We start from the raw sequence: 19,549 nt of genomic DNA, 5'->3' as shown, positions 1-19,549 counted from the left end.
GCAACAACAAACGCCCCATTAACCACGGAACGGCTACGCCGTTCACACCTTATATCCCCGCCATGAATGACGGGGCTTTACGGTGTTTATGGTAAGGATAGATAAGCGGGGCGCAGAGTAGGGAGAGAGGGCAATAAAAGTCGTCGAGAGCTCCCTTTGGGTGCTGCCGGCAGCCATAAACAGGCAAGGAGGCGCCCGAAAAAAAAGCCGCTGACGTTCAGCGGCTTTTTGTATTTACGGTTTTTATATTTACGGTTTTTGTATTTACAACAATAAGGCTCAGGCGAAGACGAAGAAATACACCGCCAGCATGCCGATACAGACCAGATTGAGCACAAAGCCCGCCTTCATCATGTCTTTCTGGCGAATGTAACCGGAGCCGAACACGATGGCGTTGGGCGGGGTAGCCACCGGCAGCATAAAGGCGCAAGAGGCAGAGACCGCAATCACGGACGCCACCATCACCGGGGTCAGCCCCAGGCCTTCGGCTACCGCCACAAACACCGGGATCAACAGCGCCGCACTGGCGGTATTGGACGCCAGCTCGGTCAGAAATACCACGAAGGCGGTAATGACCAGCAGGATCACGAAGGGGTTGGCGTTACCCAGCATGTCGGCCAGATGGTGGGCGAGAAACTCGCTGGTGCCGGTGGCTTTGAGTACATGACTCAGGGTCAGACCCCCACCAAACAACAGCAATACCCCCCAGTCGGTATGCTTTTCAATGTGCTTCCATTCCGCTACCCGGGTAATGCCGATCAGGGCAATGGCCAGTAGCGCGACTATGGTATCGAAGGATGCCAGGCCGCCGAGCGCCCTGGACACGGGGCCGGAGAACACCCACAGAAACACGGTCAGGGCAAAGATGGCCAGGGTGGTCTTACGCTTGCCGGTCCAGCTGATATGCTCTTCGGCCAGTTCGATGCGCTCGCCCAGTTTGGGGCGAAACAACAGATAGAGCACCAGTATGGCCATCGGCAGCAGCAGCAGGGTAATGGGCAGACCCAGGGCCATCCATTCGCTGAAGCTCAGGCCCACTTCGGCGGCGGCAATGGCATTGGGCGGGCTGCCGACCAGGGTGGCGATGCCGCCGATACTGGCGCTGTAGGCCACGCCAAGCAGTACGAAGAGATAAGTACTGCGATGACGCTCGCCATCCAGACAGCTCAGCAGGCCCAGCGCCAGCGGCAACATCATGACGGTGGTGGCGGTGTTACTGATCCACATCGACAGAAAGGCGGCGGTCGCAAACAGCAGGAATACGGCGGCACCAAGCCGGCCCTTGGCCAACTGCAGGATGCGGCCGGCAATCAGCCGATCCAGCTGCTGGCTGTGCATGGCGGCGGCCAGTGCAAAGCCACCCAGAAACAGGAAAATGATGGAATTCGAGAAATTGCTCAGGGCCGCAGTGGTATTCAGCACGCCGAGCAGGGTCGCCAGCAGCGGCACCAGCAGCGCCGTGATGGTAATATGGACTGCTTCGGTCAGCCAGAGTACGGCAATAAAGACCAGCAGGCTCAGCCCCTTGGTGACGCCGGGGTCAAAAGGCAGTGTATTGAGCAAAAGCAGGAACAGGATCAGGTTGGCGCCGAGAATGCCCCATTTGGCCCTGGTGTTTACACTTTGTTGCGGAGTATCGCCAGTCATGTGTTTCTCTCGTTATTTTATTGTTTTTTTTGCGGTTGCCAGTATATCACCAGACGGTGGGCATAAAAGATGATGTCGATTGCAAAACGGCGCCTTGCCCAGGTTCCGCGCTGGGCAATACTGGTATACGGGCTCATGATGTTCTTGCTGCTGCTGGGCTATGGCGGTAACCGGTATCATCAGTATCGCTATTATCAGGCGCTGCAGCAGCAGGCCGCGCCGGTACTGAAGGCCCTGCACCAGCAGCAACACAGGCTGATGACCCATGCAGGCAGCGGCCCGGTACTGAGCGAGCAGGTCACCTCGCTGACGCTGGCGGTGTCCCGCTTTGTGCGGTTTATCAAACAACGCCCGGCTCCACTGGAGGGCGTCGACGAGGTGCTTGCCGAGCTGAACCGCTACCAGGAAACCCTGCAGGCCCTGCAGGATGCGGACAGGCGCGGGCGTTATGCGCTGAAGACTTTCGCCGAAGCCCTTCAGTTACTGCCGGCCCGGCCAGGGTACCAACAGTTATTGCAGTACAGCCGGCTCTATCTGACCGCCTCTAACCAGATGTTTCTGCATGCGCTTGACGACGAAGCCGAGCGTTTACAGCAAACGGCAACCGCCGAGTGGCAGGATGCCCTCTATTACCACCGGCTATACCGACACAGTCTGGGAGAGATGATACGGCTGCGCGAGGCGATTGCCGCGGATGATCTTTCTGCGCTGTTCGGGCAGATCACCGACTGGCGGCGCCAGGCCGGAGCCAGCCGGGAAAGTATGCAGGCGGTCGTGGCATTGCTGTTGCTGCTGTGTTTCAGTATTGGTCTGCTGTTGCTGGCGGTACGCAACCGGCAGTTGCGCGAGACGAGCCAGGCCTCGTTTGCGCTGGCCCGGGCCAAAACCGATTTTCTGGCCAACATGAGCCACGAAATTCGCACCCCCATGAACGCCATCATCGGATTTTCTTCCCTGTTGCAGCAGACACCACTGACGGGGCAACAGGCCGAATACCTGAAAAAAATCAGAAACTCGTCCGAAAATCTCTTGCTGTTGATCAACGACATTCTGGATTTGACCAAGGTAGAGGCGGGCAAGCTGGAGCTGGAAGATATCGAATTCGATCTCAACGAACTGCTTGAACGACTCTCCGGGCTCTTTGCCGACATGTCCGAGCAGAAGCAGCTGGAGGTCATCATCAATAAGGTCGCCGCGGTGCCCGACGGTTTGCATGGCGACCCATTGCGCCTGGGACAGGTGCTGGTCAACCTGGTCAATAATGCCGTCAAGTTTACCGAACGCGGCGAAGTGGTGCTGACGGTGTCGGTGTGCAACGAGTCAGAGCCCCGGCTGTGTTTCGAGGTCAGCGATACGGGCATCGGTATCATGCCCGATCAGCTCGACCGGCTGTTTCTGTCTTTTACCCAGGTCGATGCCAGCACCACCCGCAAGTACGGCGGCAGCGGTCTGGGTCTGAACATCAGCCGCCATCTGGTGCAGCAGATGGGCGGGACCATAGCGGTGACGAGTCAGCCGGGGCGGGGCTCCACCTTTACCGTCAAGCTGCCGTTGCGGCCGGCCACCCTGGCCCGGGCCGAGCCGGCGCCGACACACCTGGCGGGGCAAAAGGTACTGCTGGTTGACGATAACGTCCTGGTGCTGGAGCTGATGAGTCGGTTACTCGATGGGCTCGGTATGGTGGTGTACAGCGCCCAGGATGCGGGCACGGCCAGGGAACTGCTCCACAAGCGGGGCGCCGAGCTGAATCTGGCGTTCATCGATTGCTGCCTGGGGCAGGATAACGGCCTGGAGTTGGCCCGTTATCTGGTGCAGCAGCCCCATTTTGGTCATATCGGGGTGGTGATCATGAGCGCCTTCGGTCGGGAGCGGCCAGAAGCCCGGATGCAGACGCTGGGCATTCATCACTATCTGTCCAAGCCGATTACCGTCCATAGCCTGCGCCAGTGTCTGAAGCAGGTACTGGGTGATGATGACGATAGCGCCGGCCGAGCCAGGGTGGCAGGCTTGCAGGATCTGGCGTTTTATCGGGCTCGGCTGGCAGGCAAACAGATATTGCTGGCCGAAGACAACCGCATGAACCAGCAGCTGATGGTGGAGTTTCTGAAACAGGTCGAGGTGCCGGTGACCCTGGCCGACAACGGTCGCCAGGCCGTTGAGCTGATGGCCGGGCGCCGCTTTGACGCCATTCTGATGGACTTGCAGATGCCGATACTGGATGGGGTAGAGGCGACGCGCCAGATCCGCAAGCTCAGGGTGCATCACGATATTCCCATCGTCGCGCTCACCGCCAGCGCCATGCGCGGCGACCGGGAAGCCAGCCTGAAGGCGGGCATGAATGGCTATGTCACCAAGCCGGTCAACCGGCTCGATCTCTATCAGGCGCTGACGCAGGTATTGGAACATTCACCGGCGGCAGGTGCCGACGTTGAACACCCGGACGCCGTGGTCACGCAACCGATCACGACAGCCGCCTTGAGTGACGACGCCAGGCCCGCCATCGGTACCATCATCAATACCACCATCGATACCACCACCGATACCGCCATCGGTACCGTCATCGATACCGCCACCGAGACAGCCAGCGATACCGCCAGCGAGCACCTTGACCGGCAAAGAGCGGATTTCAGCGAGCAGCATCAGGATGATGTCTGGCTGTTGCAGGCCGCCCTGGCCGGCGAAGACTGGACAGAGGCGCTGGCGGTGGTCACGGATCTGGCTGAACAGGCCAGGGGCTGTGGGCTGGCACCCTTGGCGGAGCAGGCACTGACATTGCGGTTGCCGTTGCAACAGCGGCGACGACCGGAGCCGGCGCAGCTGGCGGCCCTGACCGACGCGATCGCCCGGTTGGCCAATGGCCAGGCGGGATCCGGAGAACGGGACTTTATCTAATTGAGATGTTTGTCACATTTCGCTATTTAGTAGTTAATTAATCTGGTTTTGTATTGTTAATTGAACTTATATGCTGGTGATGAAAGCGGGCTCAGATAAAGATCGAGCCCGTGCATTTACTGGCGGTAATCCGCTCAATCCCGCCGGATATGGCCCTGTGTTTTGCTCTGGATTTTATTATTTTTTTAGACGATATTGCCGCTACGCAAGCATCTTGGTAGGGGAGTGTCATGAAAGTATTAGTATTGGGTAGTGGTGTCGTCGGTGTGACCAGCGCCTGGTATCTGTCGCAACAGGGCCACGAGGTGGTGGTGGTCGAACGGCAGCCCGATGCGGCCGAAGAAACCAGCTTCGCCAATGCCGGCCAGCTTTCTTTCGGCATGAGCTCCCCCTGGGCCGCCCCCGGTATTCCCCAGAAAGCCGTCAAGTGGATGTTTCAGACCCATGCGCCGCTCAAGCTGCGCCCCAGTCTCAACCCGGCGCAGTGGCAGTTTATGCTGTCGATGCTGGCCAACTGCAATGAAAAATCCTACGGGGTCAACAAGTCGCGCATGGTACGGGTGTCCGAATACAGCCGTCAGTGCATCAACGCGCTGCAGGAGGAACTGAAGCTGCCATTCGAAGGCCGCAAGCAGGGTCTGCTGCAGGTGTTCCGCACCCAGAAGCAGATTGATGATGCCGGCAAGGACATCAAGGTGTTGCAGGAGTTCAAGGTGCCTCATGCCATGCTGAACGTGGACGAATGCATTGCCCGCGAGCCGGCCCTGGCGCGGGTGAAGCACAAACTGGTGGGCGGTCTGCACTTTCCCGACGATCAAACCGGTGACTGCAATCTCTTTACCAAATTGCTGGTGAAAAAGTGTCAGGAAAACGGCGTCGTGTTCAAATTCAATACCGAGATCAAGGCGTTGGTCAGTGAAGGCGACCAGATTCGCGGCGCGCAAACCTCTCACGGTCTGGAAACCGCCGATCAGGTGCTGGTGTGCATGGGCAGTTATTCTCCCTTCCTGCTCAATCCGCTGGGTATTCGTCTGCCGGTCTACCCGATCAAGGGCTATTCACTGACCCTGGACGTCAAGAACGACGCCGATGCACCCCAGTCGACCGTGATGGATGAAACCTACAAGGTGGCCATCACCCGTTTCGAACATCGTATTCGGGCCGCCGGCACCGCCGAACTGGCCGACTTCAATGCGGACCTGCCCGCGGCTCGTCGTGCCACCATCGCCGAGTCGGTGAAAAGCCTGTTCCCCGAAGGCGGCAAGGTAGAGGAAGCCGAGTTTTGGACCGGCTTCCGCCCCATGACCCCGGACGGCACCCCCATTATCGGCGGCACCCGTTACCAGAACCTGTGGCTGAATACCGGCCATGGCACCCTGGGCTGGACCATGGGCGCCGGCTCCGGCAAGCTGATTGCCGATCTCATCAGCGGCAGGCAGCCGGAAATCGACGACAGCGGCCTGGCCTTCAGCCGCTACGGCTAAGGCGCTTTATCGCCACACCGCCGCCGGGTTCGGCGGTCGGGCAACATCATAGCAAGGCGCCATACCGGCGCCTTTTGCGTCTTTATCCATGTTTTCTACCCTACTGCCAGCCCGATAACATGGCCAGCCTAGTCCTGCTTGGTAATGCCTTGGTAATGCTTTGGTAATGCTTTGGTAATACTTTGATAATACCTTGTCGGTACCGACGATTCCGCTGGTTAAGCAACACCCTATAACTGATATGGATTCTGGCGCTGGTTTGCCTTTATCGTCACCCTCGCGAAGGCGGGGGGCCAGTGCCTTTGCAGGCAACCAGCAGCCTGACCGTTCTGCGCCACACGTCCTGGATTCCCGCCTTCGCGGGAATGACGACAGAGCCACAGCTGTTATGCAGCATTACTTATCTACCTGACCCTGACGTTTCTCTGATTTTTCATGTCGGGTTTATTGCTGTTTAATTGTTGATTTCAATCCAGATAAATTTTTAAAGGGGGGCTATTAGAGCCCCTTTTCTGACGGTCTGGTCATTGCCTGATAGTGGCTTGTTTATAAATAATTTTTATCTGTTTATACTGGCGTTTTCATTCTTTTTGTATGGTAAAAATGGGCCTTATTTCCCGCTGGTTCAAACCCGCCAGAGCATCGTCGTCGGTGGGCGTTTATCTTACGCCTCACTGCCTGGTTGCCATTGATGAACGGCAGCCGCAACAGCCGGTACGGCGTGAAGTCGGTAATGGCGAGCCATTGATACAGGCGCTGCGTGCGCTGCTGAACGAGCAGCAATGGCAGGGGCGACGGCTGCATCTGGTGTTGAGCCGGTACTGGTACCAGCAGAGTCAGCTGGATAAACCTGCCATGCCCGACAACGAGCTGGCGCAGGCGCTGCCCTGGTGCATGAGAGAATTGGTGGATCAACCGGTAGACTCGCTGCTGTTTGATTATATCGCGCTGCCGCCGAGCCCGACGGGTCAGGCACGCATAGCGGTATACAGCAGCGAGCGGGAGCGGTTGGCCGAGCTGGTGCAGGCGGTGACGCCACAATGTGACATCGCCACCATAGGGGTGGATGAGCTGGCCATGGCCAACCTGCTGGAGCCCGGGGTGCGCGGCCTCTTGCTGCACAAGATGCCGGGACAGGAGTTGATCCTGACCTTCATTCATCAGCGGCAATGGCATTTTTCCCGTACCATTCGCGGCTTTCAGGCGCTGGATGATGAACAGATGCCGGTCGATCAGTTTGTATTCGACAACCTTCTGCTGGAGCTGCAGCGCAGCATCGACTATGCGGTCGGCCAGCTCAAACTGAACACGCCCAATCGCTGGTACCTGGCATTGCCTCAGCGCGTAACACCGGCCATTCAGGAAGCCATCAGTCAGGTATTCAATATTCAGTCCGAATCCTTAACCAGCAATACCCTGAGCCCCATCAGCCTGCCGGCGCTGGGAATATTGCGGGAGGAGCAAGGGTGAAACGGCGCATCGAGTTTTATCAGGCCGCCCTCAAGCCCTCGTCAGACCCGGCCTCCATCGGTTTGCTGTGGCGGATCGGTCTGGTCATTGTCTTGCTGTGGGGCATCATCTTCGCCTATGCGGGCGTCAGCCAGTATCGGTTGCAGCAACAGAACAATGCCCTGCAGGCGGCGGTATTGGCGGGTGACGCTGATCTGAACCAGCTGCGCCAGGGGCTGGCCGCACTCAACCGCCGGCAGGACGATGGCCGGCAGGAGCGGATCGAGCAGAACATTAATGCGCGGCAGCGGTTGCTGGGCGTCTTGCAGCAGGAAAACTTTGTGTCTTATGCCAGTACCCTGAACGACCTGGCGCGCATTCCCTGGCAGGGGCTGGCCTTGCAGGGCCTGACCCTGCAAGGCCAGCGCATGGTGCTGCGCGGCGAGGCCGCCAGTGCCAGTGCGGTGCCGGCCTGGATCCTGGGCTTTGAGCAGCGCGACAGCCTGCGCGGGCACGGCTTTGGCCAGCTCGAAATCAGTCGGCGGCCCGATGGCGGCCTGGGTTTCAGCCTCTATAGCGCTGAGGTAACGAGCGCCGAGATGACGAGCGCCGAGGTGACCCCATGAGCCGGTTGACCCAACAGCTGCAAGGCTGGCAGAAACGCTTTGCTGCCCTGTCCGTAAGGGAGCGCTGGCTGGTGCTGGGTGCCGGCTGGGCGCTGCTGGCCTGGCTGGGATTACTGCTTTATGAATCCACACTGCAGGCTGGCGTGATCCGTCTGCAACAGGAACAGCAAGGGCTGCACCGTCAGCTGGCCGAGCAGCAGCAACTGCGAGATGAGCTGACCCAGGGCATAGCCCGGCTGTCGAATAATGATCGTGAGCAACAGCTGGCACGGCTGAACCGCCGCCTGAGCCGACTCAACGAGAACCTCGAGCAGCGGATGTGTACCCTGGTGAGTCCGGAGCAGATGTCCGCTCTGCTGCTGACCATACTCGAGCAAAGCCAGGGGCTGGAATTAAGAGAACTGAGCAACCGGCCGCCTCAACGGCTGACTGGCCCAGACCATGGCGAGTCCTTGTATCGCCACGATCTGAGCCTGCATTTAACCGGCAGCTATATGGCGTTGCTCGATTATGTACAGCGGCTGGAGCAGCTATCCGGACGCATCTTCTGGCGAGGCCTGGAATTCGAGCTGGAGCACTATCCCGAGGCCAGCATACGGCTCGATTTCTTTACCATCAGCCAGGACAGGGAGCTGTTGCGTGGTTAACTCTTTTTTATTGTTGCTGCTGAGTGCCGCCGCCGGCCTGCAGGATCCGACCCGGCCGTTAACGCCGATGACGGTTGAAACGGCCAGGCCCCGGGCGCAACACCCGCAGCAGGCCCGGTTTCGGTTGCAGGCCATTTTTACCGGCGGCGGACGGCCCAGCGCCATTATCGACGGCCGCCGTTACCAGACCGGCGATGCGGTAGCCAACTATCGGCTGGTGCGCATCCAACCGGATCATATTCTGCTGGAAGGCCAGGGCGAGGCCCTGACCCTGACGCTGTTTCCTTCATTATCGACCCCGAGTAACCAATGAACTTCACGACACGACCTTTAGCGGTGACCTTGCTGGCTGCCTCCCTGGCCGCCTGCGTGCATGCACCGGACGGCTCCTTGCCCAAGGCCGCGCTGGATGAAGCCCTGACCATGCGCCCGGATGCGGTGCCGCTGGAAGTAGAGCAGGAACTGCTGAGCGGCCGGGCCACCGCCGTGGCCAGGACCGCGACGCCACGGCTGCGTCGTTTCAACATTGCCGCCAGTGAAGTAGAGGCCACCGATTTTTTCAATGCCCTGGCCAGCCAGCACGGCATCAGCATGGCGGTGCATCCCGAGGTGCGCGGCACCATCAGCCTGAATCTGCGTCAGGTCACCCTGGCCGATACCCTGACCGCCATTTCCCGACTGTACGGTTACGGCATAGAACAACAGGGCGGCGTCTATCAGGTGTATCCCAACGGGATACGCACCCGTACCTTCAGCGTCAACTACCTGATGTTGTCGCGCAATGGCCGGTCGCAAACCGCCATCAGCGGCAGCAGCCTCTCGAGCGACGAAAACGGGGGCAACGGCGCCGGTAACAGTTCCACCCGCATCAATACCGAGTCCAGCAACGATTTTTGGGCCGATCTGGAGTCGGCGCTGGACCGGCTGATCGGTAACGAAGAAGGCCGGGTGGTGGTCACCAACCCCCAGGCCGGTCTGGTGAGTGTGCGGGCCGCCCCCGACGAGCTGGCGCTGGTGGAGGACTTCCTGAACCGGGCCGAACGCCAGCTAAAACGGCAGGTAATACTGGAGGCCCGCATCATAGAGGTAGAGCTGAACGACGGCTTTGAGCAGGGGATCGACTGGCAGCATCTGAGTCGCGGTGCGGATACGGGTACCGTTCCAGGAAATAGCGGTAGTTATCTGAATCCTATTGCGAACCTGGTGAGCGCAGGTGGCTCTTTTCAGTCGTATGTCGACAATGTATTCACCTTTAGCGACGGCGATTTTACCTCCGTTATCACACTGCTGAAAACCCAGGGCGAGGTCAATACGCTCTCGAACCCCAGGGTGACCACCAGCAATAATCAGAAGGCGGTGATCAAGGTCGGCACCGACGAATACTTCGTTACCGATTTTTCGCTGACCACGACGACCAATAGTGCCACCAGTGAAACCACGCCCGATATTGAGCTGACCCCCTTCTTTTCCGGCATATCCCTGGATGTCACGCCGCAGATAGCGGAAGACAACAAGGTGCTGCTGCATATTCATCCCTCGGTGAGTGAAGTATCGGATGTGACCAAGATCATTCAGTTTGGCGATAATCAGGCGGTGGCTTTGCCACTGGCAAGCAGTACCATCAGGGAATCGGATACCATCGTCGAGGCTCGCTCCGGCGAGATGATTATCATCGGCGGCCTGATGCAGGAAAAACAGTCCAGCAGTGAATCCGGTTTGCCCATTCTGAGTGACATTCCGGTGATAGGGCAGTTGTTCAAGCGTCAGAAAATAGGTAACCAGAAAAGCGAGCTGGTGATCATGCTGCGTCCCGTGGTGGTTAATGAAAACACCTGGCAGACAGAACTGCAGCGTTCGCGCAATCTGCTGGAAAAATGGTATCCGCCGCAGCCCGAACCATTCACTTCATTGCAGAGTGGTATTCGCTGATGAAAGGCGCCCGGTATTGGTCTCGAATGCTGCTGATGTTGCTGCCTTTATCGTCGGCGGCCCAGGCACAGGCTTCCGATGAAGAAGGGTGGGCACAGGCGGAATGGCCCGATCACACGGCGGCGCTGCCGGCGACGGAAAGCACACTCAGCATCAGCGAAGTGACCCTGAGCCGGGCCGACTGGCTGGCCGACATCGGCCGGCAGGTCGATGCGGCGCTGGACGCCGGCGACTGGGCCCGGGCCGAGTTTCGGCTGGCCCGGGCGCTGACGGAATACCCCGACGCGCATGGAGCCCGGTTGCGGCTGGCGTCACTGCAGTTTGGCCGTGGCGCCCTGGAGCAGGCCCGGGCCCAGTTACAGCAGGGGCTGGAGCTGGACCCGGACCAGGCCGACCTGCGCCTGGCGCTGGCCCGCCTGCTGGCCGAGCAGCAGCGTTACAATGCGGCCTTGCAGGTGCTGGATGACAGCCGGCCACCGCTGCCGTTACATCTCGACTATTACAGCCTCAAGGCCGACATGGCCCGGCGCAGCGGCCAGTGCGAACAGGCGGCAGCGACCTATCGGCTCTTGCTGGCCCAAAGCCGGGTCGGCGCCTGGTGGCTGGGGCTGGGGTTGTGCCAGCGTCAGCTGGGCGAAGATTTTACCTCGGCCTTTCAACGGGCGCGGGCCAGTACCGATCTGGGCATGGCCTCGCAGCGTTTCGTAGAACAGCAACTGGAGCAATATGGCACAGCGCAAACTCACTAAACGGCTCGGCGAGTTGCTGATTGAGCATGAGGTCATTACCGCCCAGCAACTGGAGTCGGTATTACAGCAACAGCAGCGCGAAGGCGGCCGCATCGGTCACTTGATGGTGCAGATGGATATTCTGACCGAGCTGGAGTTGCTTGGCTTTGTGGCCAGGCAACTGGACCTGCCCTTGCTCGATTTGAACAAGGTCGAGATAGACCGTCAGGCGGTCAAGCTGCTGTCCGAAGTGTATGCGCGTCGTCACCGGGCGCTGGTGATCAGCGCCGACGATAGCCAGGCCACGGTGGTGTTGTCGGATCCGGCGGATCTGGACACTCAGGATGCCATCGGCAACCTGCTGGCACCGCGCGAGGTCAAGCTGGCGGTGGCGCCGCAGGGGCAGTTGCTGGGGCTTTACGATCAGCTTTACCGGCGTACCGACGACATCGCCAATCTGGCCGAGCAGTTGCAGGGTGAAAATACCCCCAGCCGACCGGCGTTGGAAGCGGCGGGACTGGACAACAGCGACGCCACCGTGGCCAAACTGCTGTATTCACTGTTTGAAGATGCCTTGCAGGTCGGGGCTTCCGACATTCATATCGAGCCCGACAAAAATCTTATCCGGCTGCGGATGCGGGTCGACGGCCTGCTGCAGGAAACCGAGCTCAAGGAAGTGAACATAGCCCCGGCGCTGGTCTCCCGGCTCAAGCTGATGGCCGGGCTCGACATCGCCGAACGGCGACTGCCACAAGACGGCCGCTTCGCGCTGACCATCAAAGACAGCCCGGTGGATGTACGCATGGCCACCATGCCGGTGCAATTCGGCGAGGCGGTGGTGTTGCGACTGCTGGCTCAGTCAGGCGGCATTCGCAACCTGGCACAAGCCGGCATGCCCCCGGCACTGCTGGCCGCCTTTCGGCGCAAACTGGCCAGTCCCAACGGCATCATTCTGGTGACCGGCCCCACCGGCAGCGGTAAAACCACTACCCTGTATGGCGCCCTGAGCGAACTCAATACGCCGGATCGCAAGATCATCACCGCCGAAGATCCGGTCGAATACCAGCTACCGCGGGTCAATCAGGTGCAGGTGAACCTCAAGGCCGGCCTGACCTTTGCCCGCATCTTGCGCACCAGCCTGCGCCAGGATCCGGATATCTTGCTGATTGGTGAAATGCGCGATCAGGAAACCGCCGAAATTGCCATGCGCGGTGCACTCACCGGCCACCTGGTGCTCTCTACCCTGCACACCAACGACGCGCCCAGCTCGGCGGTGCGACTGATGGACATGGGCGTACCCGGTTATCTGGTGGCCAGCACCCTCAAGGGCATCCTGGCCCAGCGGCTGGTGCGCCGTCTGTGCGAACACTGCAAGGTGGCGCATGTACCCGAGCAGAGTGAACGGCAGTTCTTGCAGTATCTTGAGCCCGGCTTCAGCGGCGGTCGTTTTTACCGGGGCGAGGGCTGTGCCGGTTGCAACCACAGCGGCCACAAGGGGCGGGTCGGGGTCTATGAATGGCTGGACATTACTCAGGACATGGCCGATACCCTGCGCGAACAGAATATCGAACGTTTCAATGAACTGGTGGCGGCCGCGCCGGACTACATCACCCTGGCCCGCTCGGCCCTGCAGTTGGCGCGAGCCGGTGAGGTGGCGCTGAGCGAAGTGCTGCGCCTGGCCGAGTGGATGGAATAATGGCCTTCTATCAGTATCGGGCCCGAAACCGTCAGGGGCAGCTTAACGAAGGTCGGCTGGAGGCCGCCTCGCCTCAGGCCGCCGCCGAGAGCCTGCTGAATGCCGGGCTGATCCCGATCGATATCAGGGAAACCCGCGCCGGCACCAAGGGCTGGATACAACTGCAGCAATTTCTGAAAGGGGGCGTTAAACCGGAAGTGCTGTTGATCCTGAGCCGCCAGTTTGCCTCCCTGACCCGGGCCGGCATTCCCATACTGCGTATCGTTGAAGGGCTGCGCGACACCAGCGACAACAAGGTGATGAGCGGGGCGCTGAACGAGGTGGCCGAGGCACTGAATCAGGGCCAGACCCTGGCCAATGCCCTGGCGGCGCATCCGCATCTGTTCAACAGCCTCTTTGTGTCGCTGGTGGAAGTGGGCGAAAGCACCGGCCAGCTGGAACAGGCCTTCTTGCAGCTGGCCCATTATTTTCAGCTGGAGCTGGATACCCGGCGCCGGGTCAAGGCCGCCATTCGTTACCCCGTTTTTGTCAGCATCACCATGCTGGCCGCCATGGTAGTGATGAACCTCTATGTGATCCCGGCCTTCAGCGGTATTTTTGCCAGCCTGGGCGCCGACCTGCCCTGGACCACCCGTTTCTTGATGAGCACCTCCAGCTTCTTTACCCAGTACATCGGTCACCTGGTGGTGGTCTCGGTGGTTGGCAGCGGTGTGATCTGGCGCTATGTCAATACCCCGAGCGGGCGCCTGCGCTGGCACTACTGGCAGCTGCGCATTCCCATCGTCGGGCCCTTGATAAAACGTATTTTACTTGCGCGTTTTTGCCGCAGTTTTGCTATGATGCTGACCGCCGGCGTGCCCATAGTACGGGTGCTGACCCTGGCGGGTAATGCCACGGCCAATGCGTATCTGACCCGAGCCATTCTGGGCATGGGTGAGCAACTGTCGTCCGGCAGCAGCCTGTCGGTGGTGGCCGAGCAAAGCGGGGTCTTTACGCCGCTGATATTACAGATGTTCCGCGTGGGGGAAGAAACCGGCCGGGTCGACGAAATGGTGATGGAGGCGGGCCGCTTCTACGAAGAGGAAGTGGACTACGACATCAGCAACCTGACCTCCAAGATCGAGCCGATATTAATCGTGGTGATTTCTGTCATGGTGCTGATCCTGGCGCTGGGCATCTTTACCCCCATGTGGGACATGATGAATGTGGTCAAGGGGTAAAGGTATTGGCTTGTATTGCTTGTACGCATTACTTGTACCCATACCAATGTCCTTTATTGGTACAAAAAGCATTGAAGGGTTTCAATCAGGTCAGTATGATTTGATGATTAAATCAATAAGTTATCCATGAATTGTTTTGTTATTAATGTTAAATAAATCGAAATAGAGGAAAGCATGAGAAAAACAGCGGGTTTTACCCTGATCGAACTGGTTATCGTTATCGTCATTCTGGGCATCCTGGGTGCCGTGGCTGCGCCGCGTTTTATCAACATGCAGGGCGATGCTTATGAAGCCAATGTTCATGCTCTGAACGGTTCAATTCGGTCAGCCATGACACTGGCCAATACCAAAGCCATTCTGGATGGTTATGACAAGCTGGGTACAACAGCCGCTCCACAAAAGGGTCAAGACGAACTCTCAAATGTTGACTTTGTGCAGGGTTTCCCTGCCGCGTCAGAGGACGGTATCATTGCCATGCTGCAGGATGCCGATTCTTTTAATGCCGCTACAGAGGGCACCAGCTCTTATATTATTGAAAAAGATGATGAGACACTGACCATTGCCCCCCGTGCCCGAGGCCTTGATGGTAACTGTACTGTGGTTTATACCGAAGCTGAAGCCGCAGTCATTGCTTCTGGCTCAGGTGAAACCGCAGTTACAGCCACTCCGTATCAGCCGGCAAAAACCGTAGTTGATGTCTCTGGTTGTTAATCTGTTAATTAGTAAAAGGCGGCTTGGGCCGCCTTTTTTAATACCATGATCCGATTCCGTGGCTTTACCCTCATCGAATTGATACTGGTGCTGGTGCTGAGCGGCATACTGGCGGCGGTGGCGTTGCCACGCCTGCAGCTGGGCAGCCGGTTCGAACAACGGTTGCAGGCGGACAACCTGGTCGGCCTGTTACGGCTGGCGCAGTTGCGAGCCATGAATGACCCGGAGGCCGTGCAATCAGGTGCCGATTTACGGCGTTGTTCCAGGGTCGTTATCACCAATACCGCTTTTTCCCTTACCCAACACTGCGAGTCTACGGCAACGCCGCTTGCCGATGATGTTCTTGATAAAGGGACGCATCAGGGACTCTTTATGGGGAGTCGTGACCTGAATATACAGGCCAACCGGTCCTTGCCATTGGTGCTGCAATTTGGCAAAGCGTCAACCGATACACGCTTTTTAAGTGAAGATAGCCGCCTGGGTCGCCCCTTTATCAATGATATCCCGCTTGCCGAATCCCTTGAAATAACGATTGGCGGCAAAGCCGTTCATATTGAACCCGAGGGCTATATTCATGCGCCCTAGCTATTTCCTCTATCATATTCGTCGTGATAGCGGTGTCAGCCTGCTGGAATATGTGCTGGGACTGGCGATACTGGCCATTGTGCTGGTCGGGGTCGGGCTCTTCTTTGCAAGTCAGCCCCGCCAGCTGGATCCGGTATTTCAGTTTCGGGCCGTGTCACTGGCCGAAGCCCTGAGCGAACAGCTCATGGCGGTGAAATTTGATGCCAATAATAATCCAGCGGCCCGGGAGCGGTGTGGTATTAATGGGGTGACAGTGTGTGCCAATAGTTCCCAGGCAAGCACTGGCAACATTAACGACTTTAATGTGGTCGATGATTTTCAGCTTTGGTGTGGTATTAATGCCATTGACGGTGAAACCCTGGCCGGTCAATTGAACTTGCCGCAACCCCGGCTTTACCGCCATTTCAGGATAGAAAGCTGCGTTGAACCGGATGCAAGCGAGCCTTTCAAAAAAGTGACCATCAAGGTCGGCATCGAGCAGGGCTCCACTCTTTCCTTTATTCTGCACAGGTACAATATCCGATGAAGGCGCGCGGCTTTACCTTGATAGAGCTGGTGATCGTGCTGGCGCTGATTGGCATCAGCGCCATCTTCGGCACCCGCTTCATCGCCGACATGGCCACAGCGTATGTGGGTACTGCCGAGCGCGGTCAGGCCCTGGCCGGCGCCCGCTTCGCCATGGAACGCATCAAACGCGAACTCAGCCTGGCCTACAGCCCCAGCGTCTATGTGAGTGCCAATGAGGACGGCATCGATAACCGCTGTGTCTCTTTCGTGCCGGTGCTGGCCTCGGGCCGCTACAACGGCCGGGTAACAGACCTTAACCCTGATGCGACCTTTATTATTCCGCTGATACAGCAAGGTAACGCCATTGAAAAGGTCAATCTGACGGTGCGTGCCGACAGCGGTGAGGCAGTGTGGCAGGATTACCCGGGGACACGGCCGATGAACGTCGTCGAGTTTGGTTATAAGAAGCCGGAGGAGGAGGTGAAGCTACCCGCGAGCCTGCCTTTTGCCGATGCTTTTAGATTCTCCGCGGGGGAAGTTAGTTTTGGCAGGGAAGGCCTGGGCAAGCGCTATGTACTGTTGCAGCGGCGTCAGGTGCGTTTTTGCCTGCAGCATGGTGCCCTGTGGCGTTATGAGAATACGGGGTCAGGGTGGTCACCTGCCGTATTAATGTTGAACAATGTCGTGTCTAATCGCGTTTTTTCGGATTACAATGAGTCTCTTCAGCTGCTGGTCATGTCGCTGTCGCTGCAAACCCGGGACGGTGAGCTGGTGCTGCCCAGCCAGATCCAGGTGATTTATGAACCCTGATATCACTTCCGATATTAATCTCGGCGTTCGATCAACCCAGCGCGGCAGCATGCTGCTGAGCGTGCTGTTTATCATGCTGGTGCTGGCGGCGCTGATGGCGGGCCTGGCGACCCTGTCGAGCCAGAGCAGCCGACAACTGGTGTATGAAGTGCAGGCGTTCAAGGCCCGCCTGGCTGCCGAGTCGGTACTGGAGCAGAAAGTGTTTGAATTGTTGGGTGATAGTAACTCCAGCGCTGCCGTTACCACAGAGGTGGCGGGCTGTGCAGGAATCGCCAGAGTCCCCGAGAGCAGTACGGATGCCGGCGTAACCCAGGTAAATGTGATCGCCACCGGCACCTGTAACACCGGCCAACTGACGGTGATCCGCAACATAGAAGTCGAGGTGATTGAATGAAGTATTTAAAGATTTTGTTGTTATTCCCCCTATGCTGGAGTGCAGCCTCGCAGGCGCAGACCATTGAAGAAATTTTTCCCTATACCGTACAAAGTCATGATGAAAATGGCTCCATTCATGTGGGGCCTGGCGCCATTATTAGCGGCGAGAGTAAAGAGGGAAAGGTTCATTTTAAAGAAGTAAGCAACACCAGTCAGGGAAAAAACAAGCCATCTTGTTATGGCCATTCACCTTGTGTAAAAGTTGATGATTTTTCGGCGACGACATCTGTTGATAGTTTTGAGTATTATGAGAAAAAAGAAAAAGTTGAAATTCATAATGATGCATACACAGTGAAAAATAATAAAGACTTCGATGGAGGGAAAGTTTATATAATTAATGGGGATTTCACGGTGGATCCACAAGGGAAGGCTGGTGGGGAAGGCGATGGCGCTTTGGTTTTTGTTAAAGGTGATGCAGATATAAAGGGTAGTTTCCATGGTTATCTTTATGCTACAGGTGACGTTACCATTCAAACTTCAAACGCTTTTGTCTGTGGCCGCATAAGTTCGAAATCATTAACAGTATGGGCTCATGCCGCAGTTGATAGTAATGGGGCCTGTACATATGACTTTGGCTGGGTCGATGAAAAACCTGAAGTCACCGTGTCAGCCGTTAGCAATATTGGCTATGTAAATGGTGAAGGTGGGTATGCTGCAAAAATAACCATCAAAAATTCCGGCACCGCTATCGAGCAAGATTTTAAACTAAACTATGGTGATGGTGAGCTTTCCTATAAGAAAGTTGGTGAGGCTGGCACATATATCCCACTAGTCAATGGTAGTAACCACCAGCTGCCACTGAATACTGAACTTTATATAAAATATAACATTCCTGCCTCATTGAACTTGACCTTGGATCCTCAGATAGAAGGACAAGCCGCTCAGCATCTTACTCTGAAGTTTGTGCCCTATATGGTGGAAGTCCAGTCTCATAATGATTGCCCACCAGTGTCAAATTCATTTGTGTATGCTACCCATGCAGGCTGCCCCGTGCTGGCCAAGGCAGGTGAAGAAAAATCGGTGCCATTAGACTTTATTTTTTATAGTGTTGACGGTAGCAACAATGAAAAAGGTGCGGTCCTCTCGGATTATACCCTTGTTATTCCCGATAACAGCATGGTGAACGTTAACAATCATGCCTTGTTCAGTTTAGAGGATGAAGTTTCCTTTAATGACGTAGCTCTGGTGCAAGTTTCAATAGCGAATCATTGTGCCGCGTACGCGCCCGATTGTGGCGACAAGGAAACACAAGGTAGTAGTGCAATCATCGGCCGCACCGTGCCGGCCTCGCTTCGTGTTAAAGAAACCATAGCCGGTGATATCTCGGGGGATGTAATGTATGCCGCACAGCCGGCATCGGTTGAATTTAATGCAACGCCCGGCTTTATTGTGGAGGGCCTGGATACCAAAGGTAATCCGCTGCCCAGCTACAGTGGCGAGTTTGCCGGTGGCCTCAAGGCCAATAGCGAGATCATACTCGATACCCGATGGGCGGATGTCGAATTGACGGATACCGATTTGAGCTTGACTTACTCGGAATTGGAGGCTGGGCAGCATAGGGTCGCACTGAATCCTGCCAGTCTCACCTTCATTAAAAACAAGCCGTTTGCCGAAACCAGCCTGAACTTGCCATTAGAGCTGGCCATCAAAGAACACGATAAAACACTGGGCGTGGATGAAAAAACGACCTTGGCGGATAAGGAAGACACACTGCGTTTCGGCTTTCTAACCCTGGAAGATCTTGAATTACCGGTTGGCCAGGAAGGAACAATGCCGACCCATCTGAATTATTATTCGACTGATATCAATACCGTAGCGGAAGACAGCGGGTTTCCTTATGTCTTGCAATCTTCAACCCCACTTAATGTGACGACGATGCCGTCGCCGCCACTGCGGCTGGAGGTGACAGAGCAGGCGATAGACGTCGCAGCTTATGAGAAGCAGTGGAGCGGTAAGGTTGAGCTGGAAGTACCACTGTGGCTACAGCCTCACGACGGCAGCCGACTGGTGCAACCGACAGCACAGCTGCAGTTCACCGAGGAGCTGCGCAAGCGCGGCAACGACCGGGTGTTCAACCGGCGGGAGGTGATCCGCTGATGGCGCCGAGCCGTCAACGCACGGCAGCCAAAGATCTCCGGAGTTGAATATGTGTACTGGGTATGCCCCGACCCGGAGAATGCAGA

At 57.3% G+C, this 19,549-nt stretch carries 17 protein-coding genes; 16 read left to right on the top strand and 1 reads right to left on the bottom strand.

Translation table 11 applies throughout. From position 1 onward, the window contains the following. Positions 1 to 279: 279 nt before the first annotated feature. Positions 280 to 1,647: an SLC13 family permease gene (locus HNR62_RS03010; protein WP_204794605.1), complete on the bottom strand. Its 1,368-nt coding sequence runs from the start codon at positions 1,645 to 1,647 to the stop codon at positions 280 to 282. Positions 1,648 to 1,782: 135 nt separating this feature from the next. Here HNR62_RS03010 and HNR62_RS03005 point away from each other — a divergent pair, with 135 nt between their 5' ends. The 16 genes from HNR62_RS03005 to HNR62_RS02930 all read left to right on the top strand — a co-directional run bounded on the left by HNR62_RS03005 (position 1,783) and on the right by HNR62_RS02930 (position 19,463). Further along, positions 1,783 to 4,539 carry a response regulator gene (locus tag HNR62_RS03005; protein ID WP_204794604.1) on the top strand — a complete coding sequence of 919 codons (2,757 nt, stop codon included), beginning with the start codon at positions 1,783 to 1,785 and terminating at the stop codon, positions 4,537 to 4,539. Positions 4,540 to 4,769: 230 nt separating this feature from the next. Beyond that, positions 4,770 to 6,023 (top strand): D-amino acid dehydrogenase, encoded by a 1,254-nt coding sequence (locus tag HNR62_RS03000; protein WP_204794603.1) that lies wholly within the window; start codon positions 4,770 to 4,772, stop codon positions 6,021 to 6,023. Between the two features lie 603 nt (positions 6,024 to 6,626). Next, positions 6,627 to 7,493, top strand: coding sequence for an MSHA biogenesis protein MshI (locus HNR62_RS02995; protein WP_239552544.1), 867 nt, complete (start codon positions 6,627 to 6,629; stop codon positions 7,491 to 7,493). Further along, positions 7,490 to 8,098 carry a fimbrial assembly protein gene (locus tag HNR62_RS02990; RefSeq protein WP_204794602.1) on the top strand — a complete coding sequence of 203 codons (609 nt, stop codon included), beginning with the start codon at positions 7,490 to 7,492 and terminating at the stop codon, positions 8,096 to 8,098. The genes HNR62_RS02995 and HNR62_RS02990 overlap by 4 nt, the downstream gene beginning before the upstream one ends. Beyond that, on the top strand, positions 8,095 to 8,745 hold the full coding sequence (locus HNR62_RS02985) for an MSHA biogenesis protein MshJ (protein WP_204794601.1): 651 nt from the start codon (positions 8,095 to 8,097) through the stop codon (positions 8,743 to 8,745). Before HNR62_RS02990 ends, HNR62_RS02985 begins: the two co-directional genes overlap by 4 nt. Then, on the top strand, positions 8,738 to 9,058 hold the full coding sequence (locus tag HNR62_RS02980; protein ID WP_204794600.1) for a hypothetical protein: 321 nt from the start codon (positions 8,738 to 8,740) through the stop codon (positions 9,056 to 9,058). Before HNR62_RS02985 ends, HNR62_RS02980 begins: the two co-directional genes overlap by 8 nt. Beyond that, complete coding sequence (gene mshL, locus HNR62_RS02975) at positions 9,055 to 10,674, top strand: pilus (MSHA type) biogenesis protein MshL (protein ID WP_204794599.1); 1,620 nt, start codon at positions 9,055 to 9,057, stop codon at positions 10,672 to 10,674. Before HNR62_RS02980 ends, mshL begins: the two co-directional genes overlap by 4 nt. A 26-nt stretch (positions 10,675 to 10,700) precedes the next feature. Then, positions 10,701 to 11,423, top strand: a complete 723-nt coding sequence (locus HNR62_RS02970; protein WP_204794598.1) for a tetratricopeptide repeat protein — start codon at positions 10,701 to 10,703, stop codon at positions 11,421 to 11,423. Continuing rightward, complete coding sequence (locus tag HNR62_RS02965; RefSeq protein WP_204794597.1) at positions 11,401 to 13,098, top strand: GspE/PulE family protein; 1,698 nt, start codon at positions 11,401 to 11,403, stop codon at positions 13,096 to 13,098. The genes HNR62_RS02970 and HNR62_RS02965 overlap by 23 nt, the downstream gene beginning before the upstream one ends. Next, positions 13,098 to 14,318 carry a type II secretion system F family protein gene (locus tag HNR62_RS02960; protein WP_204794596.1) on the top strand — a complete coding sequence of 407 codons (1,221 nt, stop codon included), beginning with the start codon at positions 13,098 to 13,100 and terminating at the stop codon, positions 14,316 to 14,318. Before HNR62_RS02965 ends, HNR62_RS02960 begins: the two co-directional genes overlap by 1 nt. Before the next feature lie 174 nt (positions 14,319 to 14,492). Beyond that, positions 14,493 to 15,029 carry a type II secretion system protein gene (locus HNR62_RS16280; protein WP_204794595.1) on the top strand — a complete coding sequence of 179 codons (537 nt, stop codon included), beginning with the start codon at positions 14,493 to 14,495 and terminating at the stop codon, positions 15,027 to 15,029. A 45-nt stretch (positions 15,030 to 15,074) separates the two neighbouring features. Then, entirely contained in the window at positions 15,075 to 15,614 is a 540-nt protein-coding gene (locus HNR62_RS02950; RefSeq protein ID WP_204794594.1) for a prepilin-type N-terminal cleavage/methylation domain-containing protein, read from the top strand. Further along, a complete protein-coding gene (locus tag HNR62_RS02945) occupies positions 15,604 to 16,140 on the top strand; it encodes a type IV pilus modification PilV family protein (protein ID WP_239552543.1) in 537 nt (178 codons plus the stop codon). Before HNR62_RS02950 ends, HNR62_RS02945 begins: the two co-directional genes overlap by 11 nt. Further along, a complete protein-coding gene (locus tag HNR62_RS02940; RefSeq protein WP_204794593.1) occupies positions 16,137 to 16,931 on the top strand; it encodes a PilW family protein in 795 nt (264 codons plus the stop codon). Before HNR62_RS02945 ends, HNR62_RS02940 begins: the two co-directional genes overlap by 4 nt. Beyond that, positions 16,921 to 17,325, top strand: a complete 405-nt coding sequence (locus tag HNR62_RS02935) for a hypothetical protein (RefSeq protein ID WP_239552542.1) — start codon at positions 16,921 to 16,923, stop codon at positions 17,323 to 17,325. Before HNR62_RS02940 ends, HNR62_RS02935 begins: the two co-directional genes overlap by 11 nt. Beyond that, complete coding sequence (locus HNR62_RS02930) at positions 17,322 to 19,463, top strand: hypothetical protein (protein ID WP_204794592.1); 2,142 nt, start codon at positions 17,322 to 17,324, stop codon at positions 19,461 to 19,463. Before HNR62_RS02935 ends, HNR62_RS02930 begins: the two co-directional genes overlap by 4 nt. Positions 19,464 to 19,549: the final 86 nt, after the last annotated feature.

It is taken from the genome of Oceanisphaera litoralis (genome assembly GCF_016907015.1).
Taxonomy (GTDB): Bacteria; Pseudomonadota; Gammaproteobacteria; order Enterobacterales; family Aeromonadaceae; genus Oceanimonas; species Oceanimonas litoralis.
The sequence above is the reverse complement of the archived record's forward strand: the minus strand, read 5'-3'. Positions and strand labels throughout refer to the sequence as shown.